Origin of the sequence: Microbispora sp. H10836 (assembly GCF_012999525.1) — a bacterium.
In the GTDB taxonomy this organism is placed as follows: Bacteria; Actinomycetota; Actinomycetes; order Streptosporangiales; family Streptosporangiaceae; genus Microbispora.
Map to the genome: position 1 here is coordinate 263,448 of NZ_JABBWU010000005.1, position 15,032 is coordinate 278,479.

Annotated in this window: 14 protein-coding genes; 6 read left to right on the forward strand and 8 right to left on the reverse strand. The window is 73.3% G+C overall.

What is annotated here, in order from left to right:
* Nucleotides 1-116 precede the first annotated feature (116 nt).
* Together HHX30_RS12655 and HHX30_RS12660 are read right to left on the reverse strand one after the other, a co-directional pair.
* Entirely contained in the window at nt 117-884 is a 768-nt protein-coding gene (locus HHX30_RS12655; RefSeq protein WP_169982082.1) for an MBL fold metallo-hydrolase, read from the reverse strand.
* Nucleotides 885-938: 54 nt separating this feature from the next.
* Nucleotides 939-1,310, reverse strand: a complete 372-nt coding sequence (locus HHX30_RS12660; protein ID WP_169982083.1) for a helix-turn-helix domain-containing protein — start codon at nt 1,308-1,310, stop codon at nt 939-941.
* 76 nt (nt 1,311-1,386) lie between these two features.
* On the opposite strand from HHX30_RS12660, the gene HHX30_RS12665 reads away from it, so the two are divergent.
* The gene (locus HHX30_RS12665; RefSeq protein WP_169982084.1) at nt 1,387-2,244 is read left to right on the forward strand and encodes an SDR family oxidoreductase; all 858 of its coding nucleotides are present in this window, start codon (nt 1,387-1,389) and stop codon (nt 2,242-2,244) included.
* A 38-nt stretch (nt 2,245-2,282) separates the two neighbouring features.
* Here HHX30_RS12665 and HHX30_RS12670 read toward each other — a convergent pair whose 3' ends face one another.
* Entirely contained in the window at nt 2,283-3,020 is a 738-nt protein-coding gene (locus tag HHX30_RS12670; protein WP_169982085.1) for an HAD family hydrolase, read from the reverse strand.
* A gap of 253 nt (nt 3,021-3,273) precedes the next feature.
* Between HHX30_RS12670 and HHX30_RS12675 the strand changes: the two genes are divergently transcribed.
* Nucleotides 3,274-3,879 (forward strand): hypothetical protein, encoded by a 606-nt coding sequence (locus HHX30_RS12675; protein WP_169982086.1) that lies wholly within the window; start codon nt 3,274-3,276, stop codon nt 3,877-3,879.
* Between the two features lie 3 nt (nt 3,880-3,882).
* Here the strand turns inward: HHX30_RS12675 and HHX30_RS12680 are convergent, their stop codons facing one another.
* The 3 genes from HHX30_RS12680 to HHX30_RS12690 all read right to left on the reverse strand — a co-directional run bounded on the left by HHX30_RS12680 (nt 3,883) and on the right by HHX30_RS12690 (nt 9,296).
* Complete coding sequence (locus HHX30_RS12680; RefSeq protein WP_169982087.1) at nt 3,883-7,146, reverse strand: BTAD domain-containing putative transcriptional regulator; 3,264 nt, start codon at nt 7,144-7,146, stop codon at nt 3,883-3,885.
* A gap of 89 nt (nt 7,147-7,235) precedes the next feature.
* Nucleotides 7,236-8,561 (reverse strand): sensor histidine kinase KdpD, encoded by a 1,326-nt coding sequence (locus HHX30_RS12685; RefSeq protein WP_169982088.1) that lies wholly within the window; start codon nt 8,559-8,561, stop codon nt 7,236-7,238.
* Between the two features lie 51 nt (nt 8,562-8,612).
* Nucleotides 8,613-9,296, reverse strand: a complete 684-nt coding sequence (locus HHX30_RS12690; protein ID WP_169982089.1) for a response regulator transcription factor — start codon at nt 9,294-9,296, stop codon at nt 8,613-8,615.
* A 157-nt stretch (nt 9,297-9,453) separates the two neighbouring features.
* On the opposite strand from HHX30_RS12690, the gene HHX30_RS12695 reads away from it, so the two are divergent.
* Nucleotides 9,454-10,098: a hypothetical protein gene (locus HHX30_RS12695; RefSeq protein ID WP_169982090.1), complete on the forward strand. Its 645-nt coding sequence runs from the start codon at nt 9,454-9,456 to the stop codon at nt 10,096-10,098.
* Nucleotides 10,099-10,122: 24 nt separating this feature from the next.
* Here HHX30_RS12695 and HHX30_RS42640 read toward each other — a convergent pair whose 3' ends face one another.
* Nucleotides 10,123-10,809: a DUF305 domain-containing protein gene (locus HHX30_RS42640; protein ID WP_169982091.1), complete on the reverse strand. Its 687-nt coding sequence runs from the start codon at nt 10,807-10,809 to the stop codon at nt 10,123-10,125.
* Nucleotides 10,810-11,200: 391 nt separating this feature from the next.
* Here HHX30_RS42640 and HHX30_RS12705 point away from each other — a divergent pair, with 391 nt between their 5' ends.
* Together HHX30_RS12705 and HHX30_RS12710 are read left to right on the forward strand one after the other, a co-directional pair.
* Nucleotides 11,201-12,205 (forward strand): LacI family DNA-binding transcriptional regulator, encoded by a 1,005-nt coding sequence (locus tag HHX30_RS12705; RefSeq protein ID WP_169982092.1) that lies wholly within the window; start codon nt 11,201-11,203, stop codon nt 12,203-12,205.
* Nucleotides 12,192-13,676 (forward strand): serine/threonine-protein kinase, encoded by a 1,485-nt coding sequence (locus tag HHX30_RS12710; RefSeq protein ID WP_169982093.1) that lies wholly within the window; start codon nt 12,192-12,194, stop codon nt 13,674-13,676. Before HHX30_RS12705 ends, HHX30_RS12710 begins: the two co-directional genes overlap by 14 nt.
* Before the next feature lie 142 nt (nt 13,677-13,818).
* Here the strand turns inward: HHX30_RS12710 and HHX30_RS12715 are convergent, their stop codons facing one another.
* Complete coding sequence (locus tag HHX30_RS12715) at nt 13,819-14,463, reverse strand: class I SAM-dependent methyltransferase (protein WP_169982094.1); 645 nt, start codon at nt 14,461-14,463, stop codon at nt 13,819-13,821.
* A 135-nt stretch (nt 14,464-14,598) separates the two neighbouring features.
* Between HHX30_RS12715 and mscL the strand changes: the two genes are divergently transcribed.
* A complete protein-coding gene (gene mscL / locus HHX30_RS12720; protein WP_169982095.1) occupies nt 14,599-15,027 on the forward strand; it encodes a large conductance mechanosensitive channel protein MscL in 429 nt (142 codons plus the stop codon).
* The last annotated feature ends 5 nt before the right edge of the window (nt 15,028-15,032 follow it).

The following is a 15,032-nucleotide window of genomic DNA, read 5'->3' on the forward strand; positions in this document are numbered from 1 at the left end:
AAGCGCCGGTGACCTGGCCCGACGCACGGAGTCCGGGGGTGCGGAAGGCGGAGGGCGGAGTGCGGGACGGCCGGCCCGCCGCGGCCGCCCCTCGCCCGCCGGGGGCCGCGGCCGCCTCAGCGTGCCGGGCTCACCGAGGGACCGGGCGCCCCGGCCAGGCCGCGTACGGCGTCGATCACCCGGGCGACGCGGTCCCCGGTCGCGGTCGGCCCGTGGGCCGAGGCGATCGCGATGATCTCCATGGCCGCGAGCCGGTCGACGTACCGGCCGAAGAGTCGCGGGTCGAGCCAGCGGTGCCAGGGGCTGAGCCCGGCGCCGAACCCGCGCACGGCCTCCAGGTAGTCCTCAAGCGGGAGGTCCCCGGCGTCCGCCGTCGCCACCGGCGCCTCGGCGCCGAAGCAGTCGGCCGCCCAGTAGACGCCGCTGCGGTCGTCGTACAGGCCGCGGGTCGCCGGCGCGTCGTAGAGCGGGGGCCGCACCGCGGTCAGCCGCCGGTCGCCCGCGTCGAACGACTCGTCGTCGGCGATCCGGCGCGTGCGGCCCGGCGGCGGCGCGAATCCGCGTACCGAGCCGGAGCGCACGGGGGCGCCGGTGACCAGCGTCGCGGCCGGGCACATCTCCAGGGCGACCTCCAGGTTGCCCGCGTGGTCGGGGTCGTCGTGGCTCAGGAAGATCCACCGCACGTCGCGCGGCTCCACGACCGAGAAGACGTCCTCGGTCCAGCGCTCGCGGTGCCCGGCCGCGCCGGTGTCCACGATCACCGGCTCGCGCCCGGTGATGACCATCGAGTTGGTGTGGGCGTATCCCGCCGCGACCGGTTCGATCACCGGGACGAGCACCACGTCGGGCGCGATCCGCCAGGGACCTGTCAGCTGTGTGTCCATGCCCACAGGCTCTGCGGACGGTCTTGTTCCGAACTTGGCGCGGGCTTGCCCGCCTCAGCGCGCCTCGTGGCGTTCCCGGGCGGCGACGACCTCGGGCATGCGCTCCTCCGTCCAGGCGATGAGGGGGAGCAGGCGCTCGGCGGCCTCGCGGCCGAGCGGCGTGAGGCTGTATTCGACCCGGGGCGGGATCGTGTGCTCGGCCTCCCGCAGCACCATGCCGTCGCGTTCCAGTGCCTGGAGGGTCTGGGACAGCATCTTCTCGCTCACCCCGTCGACCCGGCGGCGCAGCGCGTTGAAGCGGTAGGGCCCTTCGTACAGGGCCGCAAGCGCCAGGACCGCCCACCGCCCGGTGATGGTCTCCAGCACGGTGCGCGAGGTGCACTTCCGTGAGAAGACATCGGCGACGAGCTCCTCGAACTCCTCCATGGCCGTCAGCTTACGCTCTCGAAGTACTTTCTGATAGAAAGCACTGACCAAAGGAAAGCACTGTGGAGGAGAAACCATGATTGTCGTGACCGGGGCGACCGGGCATCTGGGCCGTCTGGTGATCGAGGAGCTCGCCGCGCGCGTCCCCGCCTCGCGGATCGTCGCGGCGGTGCGCAGCCCGGAGAAGGCGGCCGACCTGGCCGGACGCGGCGTCCAGGTGCGTGAGGCCGACTACGACCGTCCCGCCACCCTGGGGCCGGCCTTCGAGGGCGCCGCCAAGGTCCTGCTCATCTCCGGCACCGAGCCCGGCCGGCGCCTCGCCCAGCACCAGGCCGTGGTGGACGCGGCGAAGGCGGCCGGGGTGGAATCGGTCGCCTACACGAGCATCCTGCACGCCGACACCACTCCGCTGGGCCTCGCGCCCGAGCACAGGGCGACCGAGGAGTACATCCGCGCGAGCGGGCTGTCCTTCACCTTCCTGCGCAACGGCTGGTACCACGAGAACTACGTCGCGACGGCCCGGCAGGGCGCGCGGCACGGCGTCATCGCGGGCAGCGCCCGCGACGGCCGCGTCGCCTCGGCGGCGCGGGCCGACTTCGCCGCCGCCGCGGCGGCCGTCCTGACCGGAGAGGGACACCGGGGCGCCGTGTACGAGCTGTCGGGCGACGTCGCCTGGAGCATGCCCGAACTGGCCGCCGTGGTCGCCGAACTGTCCGGCGCCCCGGTCGAGTACCGGGACCTGCCCGTCGCCGAGTACGCCAAGGTGCTGGAGGCGAACGGCCTGCCGGAGCCGGTCGCCGCGATGTTCGCCCAGACCGACGCCGACATCGCCGACGGCTGGCTCGGCGGCACCCCCGGCGACCTGTCCCGCCTCATCGGCCGTCCCACCACGCCGCTGCGCGACACCCTCGCCGAAGCCCTGAAGAACGGCTAGGTCCTGTTCCTCGAACCTTGCGACGTGAGGGCGCCCGGTCACGCGTTCGTGCGTGACAGCCGATCGGGGAGGTCGGTCAGCCGTTCGATGCGGAGCACCGTCTCGTCCGCCGTCGGCGGTGGTCCACCGGTGACGAAGTCGATGCCGCGGTCCAGCCAGATGCCGGTGAGCCCGGCGAGCGTGGCCGCGTTCACGTCGCCTTCCAGCATGTCGCCCACGTTGACCGCCCGCACGGGGTCCGTCCGCATCCGCCGGCAGGCGGTGGCGAAGGCGACAGGGTCGGGCTTGGCCGCACCGAGCTCGGTCGGGGTCAGGACGGCTTCGAAGTATTCGAGGAGGCCGAAGCGGGCGAGCTTGGCGCGCTGCTGCTCGGGGTCCCCGTTGGTGAGAACGGCCAGACGGGGTGCCCGGGGAAGCCGCTTCAGTGCCTCCAGACATGGCTGGACATCGGGATAGCTCCGCCAGGACTCCTCGAACGCGGTGAGGTAGCGCTCGGCGAACCAGGCGTCCAGAAGGCCGGGACTTTCGGGAACCGGCTCGCCGAGCATCGGCAGGAAGGAACGCAGCCTGCGTCGGCGTTGCTCGGCGAAGGAGCAACGACCAGCCAGGTATTCCCGCATGTGCCGCCCCTCCAGCGTCCACCACAACGCCACCAGCTCGTCCGGTGGAGCCGTCGCGTTCGGCGCGGCCCGGACGATCTGGCCGATCGCTTCCAGGACTGCGCCTCGGTGATCGACCAGGGTGCCGTCCAGGTCGAAGAAGACCACATCCGTCATAGGAGGATCATCTCGTGGCGCCTGTCCCCGGCGATCTTCCTTTCGGGATTGGTCGCCCGGGTCACTGGGCGCGGCGACAGCAGACGTGTGAGCGCGGTTCGCGAGTGCGTGGAGTGCGGCGGGCGGTCGCCGGGGGGGCGACGCCCCCGCCGGTGGCCGTTTCCGGCAAGCGCTTCGCAAGCCGTGTCGGCCCGTTGAAAGCGACCGGCCGTACACCGGAGGCATCCTGCCGTACCCCGAAAGGACCAGTCCGATGGGTCGCGCCTCCCGCTCCCTCCTCTGCCTCGCCACCGCTCTCGGCACCGCCGTCGGCGCCGTGGCCGTCGCCCTCGCCGCCGGCGTCTCCCCCGCCGCCGCGGCCACCTGCGACCCCGCCCTCGTGGCTCCTTCGGGCAGCCTGGTCGGTGGCCTGTGGCGGTCCAACGGCGGCGAGAACAGCGTGTACGGCTGCCCCGTCACCAAGGAGTACGGCTTCGCCGGCAAGCGTGGTTCCTACCAGGAGTTCCGCAACGGCAAGATCGTTTGGTCGCCCAACCTCGGCGGGGGCGCCCTCGTCCGCGCCTACTACGCGCAGGGCAAGGCCGTGTTCCGCTGGAGCGGCCTCGGCCGTGACTGGGACTTCTTCAACGTCCGCTGGAGCATGGACGGCGGGCCCGTCACCCAGGTCAAGGTCGGCAGGCTGACCCCGTGGAGCGGCGCCTACTCCATCGACCCCTACTGCGGGAACGGCGTCTGCAGCACCACCAACGGTCACGAGGTCAACCGGGTCGTGTTCGTCGTCCAGGGCTGCGACCGAGGCACGTTCAGCTCCGACTGCGGCCCGTGGAGCATCGCCACCTCCGTCAGGCTCGCCCACTGACCGTCACACGCGGGCGAGCAGGGCCAGGATCGGCTTCTCGTAGAGGGTGACCCCGGAGCCGCGCACGAGGGCGAGCGCGTCGCGCAGGTGGCGCCGCGCGGTGTCGGGGTCGTCGCGGACGAGCGCCAGGCGGGCCAGGCACAGGTCGGTCACCGACCAGCCGAGCAGGCGGCCCCGATGCGACAGGAGCAGGGCGTGCAGCACCGGCGCCGCGGCCGTGTCGCGCAGCGCCAGGCACGCCTCGCTCAGCAGTTCGGGGATGAACCGGTAGGCGAGGTCACCCCGCATCCCGGCGAAGCCGTCGGCGGCCAGACCGGCGAAAACCTCCTGTGCCTCGTCCCTCCTGCCGAGGTCGAGCAGAACGGCACAGCGCAGCACCAGCCATCCCGGCTGGCCCGGCTGCCGCGCCAGCGCATCCTCCGCCACTGCCAGCGCCGTCGCCGCGTCACCCCGCGCACGCGCGGCCAGGCAGCGGAAGACGGCGGCGCGGCTCTCGGCGTGGTCGCGGCCCAGCGCGCCCTCCGGATGGAGCCGGGCCGACTCCTCCGCCTCCTCCAGGGCGCGGCCCGTGTCACCGCGGAGATGGGCGTGGATCGCCGACAGCCAGGCGGCGAGGCTGAGCAGGGCGGGCTGGCGGATCCTGCGGGCGGTGTCCGACAGCCACGTCAGCAGCCGGGCCGCCCGCCCCAGCTCGCCCTGTTTGACCAGCTCGACGTGCTCCGCCTCCCGGGCCAGCCATTCCGCCACCAGGTCGCCCGTCCGGCGGGCCACCTCGGTCATCTCGTCGATGGCCGCCTGCCGCTCGGCCTTGCCGGCGACCCCCCGCGAGAGGATCTCGTACGCGCTCAGCGCCCGCAGAAGCGGTCCGTCGTCGCCCCGTGTGCGGGCCTCCCGTACGGCCTCGGCCGCCAGCGCGACACTCTCCTCGATCGGCCGGGTGAACGACCCCGTGATGGCGAAGGCCGCCAGGAGCTGGGACCGCCACGGCGAGCCCTCCCCCTGGCTTCGCAGTGCCCGCTCGATGCGCCCGGTCAGCGCGCCGCCCGCGGCCCATTCCTCGTACATCGCCCACGACAGCGGATCGGAGAACCCGAGCGCGGCGCGGGCCAGCCGGTCGTCGTCCCCGAGAGCGTCGGCGATCTCGGCCGCCTCCTCCAGCGTGGCGTGCACCTGCGTGCTCATCCCCGCCGCCGACTGCGCCTCGGCGAGGCCGAGCAGCAGGTCGCACCGCAGCTCCCGGTCGGTCACGGGAAGCTGGACGGTGAGGGCGACGGCGTGCCGCAGGTGCTCGACCGCGTCCTCGTAGGCGAACTGGGCCATGGCGTGGGCGGCCGCCTGCCGGGCGTACTCGATCGCCTTGGCCGCCATGCCGGAGATGACCAGGCCCTCGCGGTAGTGGTGCGCCAGCTCGGCCAGGTGCGTACCGCGCCGTTCCAGCACGGCCGCGATGCCGGCGTGCAGACGGCGCCTGCGCAGCGGGGCGAGGCCGTCGCGCAGCACGTCGCGGACGATGTCGTGGGCGAACCGGTAGACGAGGTCGTGCTCGGTGAGCAGGCGCGCCCGGACGGCCGCGTCGAGCACGTCGAGCACCTCGTCGCGCGGCACGTCCATCACGTCCCGCACCACGTCGAGCAGGACGTCCAGCGGGGCGTCGCGGCCCAGCAGCGCCGCCGCCGACAGGACGCCGGGCGCCCCGGGCGGCATCGCCGCCATCCTGCCGCGCAGCACGTCGGCGACCGCGCCCGGCGCCTCGCCGCCGTCCAGGTGGACGAGCTCGCCCAGGAAGAAGGGGTTGCCGCCGGTCCGCCTGGCCACCTCGGCCGCCCGCGTGGCGTCCGCGCCCGCCCGCCGCAGATACTCGGCGATGGCGTCCTCGCCAAGACCGTCCAGCGTGATCCGCTCGACGTGCGGGAGCCGTACGAGCGTGGCGAGCGTACGGGCCAGCGGCCCGCCGACCTCCGTGTCGCGGTACGTCGCGATCACGGTCAGGTCCGGGCACGCCCGCGTCGTGGCGAGGAACTCCAGCAGCCGCAGGGACGAGGCGTCGGCCCACTGGAGGTCGTCGAGGACGACGAGCACCCTGCCGTGCGCGGCGGCGTGCTCCGCGACGAGCCGGGCGAACGCGTCGTACAGCGCGAACTCCCCGGTCGCGCCGAGCATCTCGGCCAGTTCGCCGTGCCGCCCGGTGAGATGGCGCACGGCCTGGGCCCAGGGCCAGAACGGCGGCGCGCCCGTGCCGTCCCAGCAACGGCCGAACACGGCCACCGGCGCGTGCGCCGCGGCGTCCTCCGCCAGGCTGGTCTTGCCGATGCCCGGCTCGCCGGCGACGAGCACGACGCGCGTGCCGTCCCCGGCGACGGCGCGGCGCAGCACGCCTGATTCGGCCGCCCGGCCGATAAGTGCGCCCTCCCGCTGTCCGGAATTCGGGTCCGCCTCGGCCGTCGGCGCGGCGGGGCTGACGACGGCCGCCGGGGCGGGGTCGTGAGGAGTCGCGGGCGGGGGCGTCAGCGCGGGGTCCTGCGCCAGGATCCGCCGCTCCAGTTCACGGGAGCCCGGATCGGGGTCCAGGCCCAGCTCGCCGACGAGCAGGCGGCGCCCATCGGAGAGCAGGGCGAGCGCGTCGGCCTGACGGCCTGCCTGGTAGAGGGCGTGCGCGCCGAGCCTGCGCAGCCGCTCGCGCAGGGGGTGGGCCGCCACCAGCCTCGTCAGCTCGGGCACCAGCGCCCGCCCGAGCCCGAGCGCGAGCTCGGCCTGGGCCAAGTCCTCGACGACCGAAAGCCTGAGCTCGGCCAGATGGGCGATCTCATCGCGCGCCCAGGACTCCTCCTCGAACCCCGCCAGCGGCTCGCCCCGCCACTCCGCCAGAGCCAGGCGGAGCCGCCCGGCGGCTCCCGCGTGGTCGCCCGCCTCCAGCAGCCGGCGCCCGGCGGCGACGGCGGCCTGGGCGCGGCCGAGGTCGAAGCTCTCCGGCGGCAGCTCGACGGCGTACCCGCCCGGCCTGCTCACCAGCACCGACGGCTTCGCCCTGCGTACCCGGCCGGGTTCGAGCACGCGCCGCAGCTTCGACACGTACGCCTGCACGGTGTTGACCGCCCCCGGCGGGGGCTCCTGCTCCCAGAGCGCGTCCACGATCCTGGCCGTGCTCACCGGACGCGGCGCCGCCAGCACGCACAGGGCCAGCACCGCCCGCTGCTGGGACGGCCCGATGTCGAGCGGCGTCCCCCCGTCGTCGAGCACGACGACCTGGCCGAGCACGCGGAACTCCACCGTGATCTCCTCCGATTGCGGTCCCCCGAAATGTATCCCGCCCAACTCGGCCTTTTCGGACAATCCGCCGGATGATCGGCGACAAAGGGTCAGTGACGGGCCCCTCGGGCGCGGGTAGGCCGCAGCAGGCGGCGGCGTGGGCCGGACGCCCGGCCGTCGGTGCGCAGCCACACGTTGACCCCGGTCCCCCCGAGTGCCGAGGCCTCGATGCGCACCCCGCCGCCCGTCGACTCGGCCAGGCGCCGGGCGATGTCGAGGCCGAGCCCGGTGGAGCCGGCCCCGCTGTTGCCCCGGCGCAGCGCCCTCTCCGGATCGGGGATGCCCGGGCCCGCGTCCGCGACGAGGATGCCCAGCATGCCGCTCCCCCGGTGCAGGGTCACGCGGAAGGCCGTGCCCTGCGGCGTGTGGCGGAAGACGTTGCCGAGCAGCGCGTCGACCACCGCGCCGAGATCGGCCGCGGCGACCGGCACCGGGCTGGGCTCGTCCGCGCCGACGAGCTGCCACGGCCGCGCCTGGTCCTCGGCCAGCGCCGACCAGAAGGCGAGCCGCTCCCGCAGCACGAGCGCCGCGTCGCAGCCGGCCGGCGCGGCCCGGGACGGCCGCCGGGCCGCTTCGATGATCTCGTCCACGGCCTGTTCGAGCCGGTCGACGGCGAGCCTGCGCTGCTCGGCCTCGGGTCCGGGGCCGCCGATGTTCAGCCGCAGCGCGGTCAGCGGGGTGCGCAGCCGGTGCGACAGATCGGCGGCGAGCTCGCGCTCGGCCGCGAGCAGTCCCGCCACCTGGTCGGCCATGGTGTTGAACGCGCGCCCTGCGGCCACCAGCTCCGGCGGTCCGTCCGGGACGATGCGCACGGTCAGGTCACCCGCCCCGAGGGCGGCCGCCGCCTGCCCGAGCCGCCGGGCCGCCCGGACCACCCGGGCCCCGAGCCGGTCGGCCACCACCACCGACCCCACCACGAGGGTGACCGCGACGCCGGTCAGCACGGCCCAGGAGGTGGACACGCCCTTGCTCGCGTCCGCCTCCGGCGCGTACACCTCGATGACGGCCCGCCGCCCGCCGTCCAGCGCGACCGGCCTGAGCAGCACGTATCCCTTGCTGACCGGCACGGTCCTGGCTCTTTCCGCCGCGCTCGCGACGTCGGCGGGCGCGACCCGGGAGCGGCCCACCGTGCGCCCGTCCGGAAGGTGGACGGCCAGCCGCGAGGTCCCCGCCGGGGTGCTGGCCAGCGCGCGCTCCAGCGCCGCCGCGTCATCGGTCACGACGAGGGCGGGCACGATCGTGGCGGCCTGACGCTCGGCGTCCGCGAGCGCGCGGCTCTCGGCGATCTCCTTGACCGCCACAGCCAGCGGGATGAGGAAGGCCAGCGCGACCATCGCCGTCACGGCCACCGCCACCAGCGCCAGGCTCCGTCTCACCGCGGCTCCCGCTCCGGACCTCGTACCGTCATCGCGGCTCCCGCAGGGGCCTCAGCCCTCCGCGGGAGGGCTGAGGCGGACGCCGACGCCCCGCACGGTGTGCAGATATCGGGGGCGGGACGCGCTCTCGCCGAGCTTGCGCCGCAGCCAGGACAGGTGGACGTCGATCGTCTGGTCGTCCCCGTACGACTGCCGCCACACCTCGGCCAGCAGTTCCCTGCGCGAGATCACGCGGTCGGGCCGCGCGGCGAGGTAGGCCAGCAGGTCGAACTCCCGGCGGGTGAGGTCGAGCGGCACCCCGTCCAGGCGGGCCTCCCTGCGGTCGGCGTCGACGACCAGGCCGCCGACCCGCGCGACCGACGACGGCGTCCCGGGCCTGGCCCGGCGCAGCACGGCCTCGAGGCGCGCGTTCAGGTGGTCGCCGGAGAACGGCTTGACCAGGTAGTCGTCCGCGCCGCCGCGCAACAGGCGGACGATCTCCGCCTCGTCGTCCCGCGCGGTGGCCACGATGACCGGTACGTCGGAGATCGCCCGGAGCATCTTCAGCGCCTCCGCGCCGTCGAGGTCGGGCAGTCCGAGGTCGAGGACGACCACGTCGGGGGCGGCGTACGCGATCTCCCGGAGGGCGTCGAGCGCCCGGCCCGCGCTGCGGACCGCGTGGCTGCGCCCGGTCAGGTCGCGGATGATCGCGGATCGGACGAACTCGTCGTCCTCAACCACCAGAACGGTCGCCATGGGGCAGAAACGTACACTCCCGCTCCACACGGCGTCCCGGGAAGAGCGATCCGAAACGTACGGATTCGCCGTGATTTAAGGCAGGCAAAAACCCGTAGAGGGTGACCGAAAGGGATCGAGCAGCATTTACTACGTCACGAGATAGAGTGAGCGGCCCATGAGAAGGGCCACGGGTTACTTGATCGCCTGGTGCGGGGCGACCGCGCTCGCCGTCGGCGTGTCCTGGCTCGGCGTGCGTGACGTGCTGCGCAGCGCGATCCTGGACGAGGCGCCCCTGGCCCCGGTGGTGGCCGTCGCCGCGCCGCTGTCCGCCTCGCCGCTCTCCGCCTCGCCGCTCTCCGCCTCGCCGGGCACCCCCGCCCCCTCTCCCCAGGACACCCCCGACGGCGGTCCCTCCGGTGAGCCGTCCGGCGACCCGTCCGGGGAGCCGTCGGGGCGGCCGTCCCCCTCCCGCGCCCCTGCCACCGTCACGCCGACGCGGACGCGGACCTCTCCGGCGCCGCGGCCGGCCCGCTCCACCCAGCCGGCCGGATCGGCGGAGCCCTCGCCCACCGCCCGGCCGCGCAGGACCTCCGGCGGGGAGAGCCTGCACACGTTCACGCTGAAGGGCGGCCGGGCGACGATCGCGGTGACCTCCCGGGACTGCCGCGTGGTGACGGCGACCCCGAACGACGGCTACGAGGTCAAGGTCTGGGAGGCCGACCAGTGGCTGCGGATCGCCTTCCTCCGGGACATCCACGAGTCGTCGGCGTTCTGCACGTGGAACGCCCTGCCGCCCCGGCTCGACACGTACGAGAACTGACGGGACCGCAGGCCCACGGCAGGCTCAGTCGAGCAGGGCGCGGTACTTCTTCAGCTCCTTGACCTCGGCGCCCAGGGCGGTCGTGGTGGCGACGGCCAGCGCCTTGGCCCCTTCGAAGGCGCCCTCGGCCTGCTCGGCCCGGGCCAGCTTGATCGCGCCGTTGTCGTGCTCGATCATCAGCGTCACGTACTTCCGGTCGAACTGCGGGCCGTTGAGCTTGGCCAGCGCCTCGATCTCGGCCCGCGTCTGCGTCCCCGGCATCGCGTGGTCGCGCGGCAGCGGCTCGGCGCCCCACATGTCGAGCCAGTCCCTGAACGTACGCATGTCGGTGTCGCGGGCCGTGGCGACCTTCGCCGCGAACTCCCTGACCCACGGGTCGCCCGCCCGGGTCTCCGCGAGCCTGGCCATCTCCAGGGCCTGGAGGTGGTGCGGGATCATCTGCCGGGCGAACGTCACGTCGGCGGCGTTCCTGCCGCCGGACTGATCCGCCGCGCCCGTCTCGTCCGCGCCCGTCTCGTCCGGGCCGGTCTCGTCCGGGCCGGCGGTGAGCGGGGTCTCCGTGGCCGCCTCGGAGGTGGCGGCGGGCGAGGCGGCCGCCGGGACCGCGGGAGACGGCGACGCGGCCTGGTTCGCGGGGTCCGGCGTGCCGCACCCGGCGAGCAGGACCGTGGCGAGCACGCCCGTTAACGCACCCGTCACACGAGCCGTCACGACAGGGAGCCGGCGGATAGTAGTCGTCACTGGAGGCCTTTCCGGTTCTGGCTCGGGGACGGCCGCGACCGCCCCCGGGGGCCGGGCGCGGTCGGTCCGTCCGTGATCCCTTTGCCGCAGGACCCTACCGCCGGGAGGTGGTTCCGGCCTCCCCCGCATGGCATTTCGGCATATTTACGGTGATTATCGGACAAGCTGGGCGATTCGTGTCAAAATTCCCATTCACTTCCCTGAAGCACTGCCGTGCTCTAGCCTCCAACTGTGCCAAACGGGAGCGAAACTCTACGAAAGGTTTCACACCGAGGAAACCTCTGTTGACACGAGCGAAACAGTGATACTTTCGCTTGGGAGCGCTCCCAAGCCGTGTGAACCTTCGGGCCGAGGAGACCGGATGGCCGATCTTCCCACCCTCGCAGAGGTAGCCGCCGCAGCCGGCGTCTCCCCGGCAACAGCTTCCCGGGTCTTGACCGGCTCGGTACGCGTGACCACGTCGACCCGCCGACAAGTTCACGACGCGATGTCGCGTCTGGGCTATGTACGGCGCCGCGCCCCCAGGGGATCCGCGGGCAGGCGGGCCGAGCAGATCATCGCCGCGGTCGTCTGCGAGCACAGTCCACGCCTTTTCACCGAGCCGTTCTACGCCAGGCTCCTGTCCGCCTGCGAGGAGGTGCTGACGACGCACGGGGTCCCCATGGTCGTGATGACCGCGACCCCGGCGACCGCCTCCATCGCCGCGCCGCCGCTGGTCGCGGGCTCCGTCGACGGAGTCCTACTGATCGGCGCACGCGCGCGGCACCCCCTCGCGGTAACGCTGGCGGCCTCGGGCGTCCCGGTGCGCTGTGCCGGGCGGCCGCCAGACGGCATCGACCTCCCGTTCGTCGACATGGACAACCGTGACGGCGGACGGCAGGCGGCCGAGCACCTGCTGCTCAACAACCGCAAGCACATCGCCACGATCGCCGGGCCGCCGACCCTGCCGGCCGCCCGCGACCGGCTGGAGGGCTTCCGGCAGACGCTCCGCGACGCCGGCGTGCTCGACATGCCCGTGGCGTACGGCGACTTCACCCACGCGTCCGGCGCGCACGCGATGCAGTGGCTGCTGCAACGGGCGCCGCACATCGACGCCGTGTTCGCGGCGTCGGACGTGATGGCGGCCGGGGCGATGCAGACGCTGCGCCGCGCCGGGCGGAAGGTGCCCGACGACGTGGCCGTCATCGGATACGACGACGCGCCCGTGGCCAGGCACACCTCGCCGGCGCTGACCACCGTCAGGCAGCCCGTCGAGGAAATGGCCACGCTCGCCGCACGACTGCTTCTCATGACACTCGGGGACGGGGACAATCCCAAGGGCAATCCGGTGCTGCCCACGGAACTGGTGGTTCGTGAATCGGCCTGAGCTTCGAGAAGGCGACGTCCTGACCCGTCGCTATCTGCTCCAGGAGCGGATAGCGACGGGCGGGATGTCGGTCATCTGGCGTGCCTTCGACCAGTCACTCCAGCGCATGGTCGCCATCAAGGTGCTGGACGGCTCGCTCGACGACGACAGTCCCGGACGGGAACTCATGCGCCGGGAGGCCAGGGCCACCGCCCGGCTGATCCACCCGGACGCGATCGAGGTCTACGACTACGGCGAGACGGTCACGAACGGCGGCAGACTGGCGTCCTTCGTGGTCATGCGCCTGCTGGAGGGCCGGTCGCTGGCCGACCGGATCATGGAGGGCCCGCTGCCCTGGGCCGAGGCGACGGAGATCGCCGCCGGGCTGGCGAAGGTGCTGGCGGCGGCGCACGACCGGGGCATCGTCCACCGGGACGTCACCCCGGAGAACGTGCTGCTCGCCGACGACGGGCCCAAGCTCCTCGACTTCGGGATCGCCGCGTTCATCGGCGAGGCCGACGACCAGCTCGTCGCCGACTTCGGCACGCCGCCGTACGTCGCGCCGGAGCGGCTGAAGGGGACGACGGCCGACCCGGCCGTGGACGTCTACGCGCTCGGCGTGCTGCTGTTCGAGATGCTCACGGGCGCACTGCCGTACCCCGAGAAGACCTGGGAGGCGATCGAGGCGGCACGGCGGGATGGACCGCCGCCGGTTCCCGAAGGGGTGCCGGGCCTGCCGCAGGAGGTCGCCGACCTGTGCCGGCGCTGCCTGTGCCCCGACCCCGTGGACCGGCCGACCGCGCGGGCGGTCGCCGCCGCCCTGGGCGCGGTGAAGAAGCCGCCCGGCCCGCGCGGGGCCGGCTGGGGCGCCGCCGCCGTCGGAGCCGCCGCCCTGGGCGGCATTCTCTGGTTCACCCAGACGGGCGGCCCCGAGGTCGGAGCCGTGGTCGTCCTGCCCAGCCCGTCGGGGGCGTACGCGCAGGCCACCGCCTCGCCGCCGCCGCAGGACGAAGCCGTCGCCGCCCCCGTCGGCCGGCCGCGGCACACGGTCGCGCCCGTCGCGGACCCCGTACGCACGACCGGCCCGGCCCGGCACCGCCCCTCCCCGACGCACAGCGTAAAGATCGTCAAAAAGGACCGGGACGCGGGAGACAGCGTCAGGCGGCCGAAGGCCTCGGCCACCGGCAAGTCCGAAGTCGCACCCCTGCCTCTGGCCACCACGGCCGCGCCCATGCGGGTCGACACCGCGGTCCGGCAGTTCGCCCTGCTGGTGGATGGTGCCGAGGCCACCCACGACATCGACGACGACGTCGCCCTGGACCTCAAGCAGGTGCTGCGCAACGCCGTCGACAACGGTCAGGGGCTGGCCGTCGTCCGCGAGAAGATCGAGGTCCGGTACCGCGAGGGACGGCTGCCGGCCGTGTTGAAGGGGGAACTGCTGGCCGCGCTCGACCGGGTCGAAGCCGCCTTGGCCCAGGCCAGCGATACCTGAAATGGGAGCGCTCCCAGAACAACCGTCTGTTGCGTTTGGTCAGGACCGTAAGTCGGGCCGCGTCCGATAAGCGTCCGTACCGCGACCGAAACAATCGTCCACTGCCGCGCGGGCCGGCCGACGACGCCCGGCCCTCCGGCGTCTAGTGCCGCTTGATCGTCGCGAGCCAGGCCGGTGCCCCGTCGTCGTGGTATCGCGTCTGGATCCGGTCCGGCTCGACGGCGACGACCCTCCATCCGTCGACGAGGTCGAACGCCGCTCTCAGATCCTCCCGGCTGACGGGGTGCGGGCCCGTATCGGAGCCGTCGTCGCTGAAGCACAGCACATACAGAGTGCCGCCGTGCTCGGTCACCGACGCGAGACTCGCCACATAGGCGGACCGCTCCCCACCGTCGAAGGTGTGGAACAGCCCGCAGTCCAGCACCGTGTCGAACCTGCGCCCAAGACGCTCCAAGCGCAACGCGTCGGCCTCGGCGAACTCGACCTCCACGCCCCGATCGCCGGCCTTCGCCCGGGCGATCGCCAGTGCCGTCTCCGCCACGTCGACGCCCAGGACCGGCAATCCCAGCGAGGCGACGTGCAGAGCGTTCTCCCCGGTCCCGCAGCCCGCGTCGAGAACCGCCCCGGTGAATCCGCCTTCGGCGGCGAGGCGCACCATCGCCGGCTGCGGCCGGCCGATGTCCCACGGCGCGGGGCCCTCGTGGTACGACGCGTCCCAGGGCAGGCCCGTCAGCCGTTCATGACTGGTCGGACGCCGGCCGGTGAACGGATCGCCGGCATCGTCCATGAGACCTCCCGATCGGTCCTGCAACGCCCTCCCCTTCCCCCGGCCGGCTCTCCACCTCATCGTGGCACGCTTGGGAGTGATTTCGACCGGTCAACCCCTTGCATGGGGAAGGCAAAACCGGATACCTCGTTTCCCATGAGCGGATTCAAGAAGTTCATCATGCGGGGCAACCTGGTGGAGCTCGCTGTCGCCGTCGTCGTGGGCGCGACGTTCAGCGGGCTCATCCAGGCCCTCGTACAGGACCTGATCACCCCCCTGATCGCGGCCATCACCGGCGGCAAACAGCCCGACTTCTCCAGCTACACGTTCACCGTCAACGGCGCGGTGTTCAAATACGGCGACTTCATCAACCACCTGCTGACGTTCCTGATCGTCGCGGCCGTCGTCTACTGGCTGGTCGTCCTGCCCATGACCCGTTTCCTGAGCCTCTTCGACCGGGACAAGGAGGCCACGGAGAAGAAGTGTCCCGAGTGCCTGTCGGACATCCCCGTCGACGCCCGGCGCTGCGCGTTCTGCACGGTCGAACTGTCCACCGTCGCGGCCGCCGAGAAGCCCCCTGCCTGACTTCT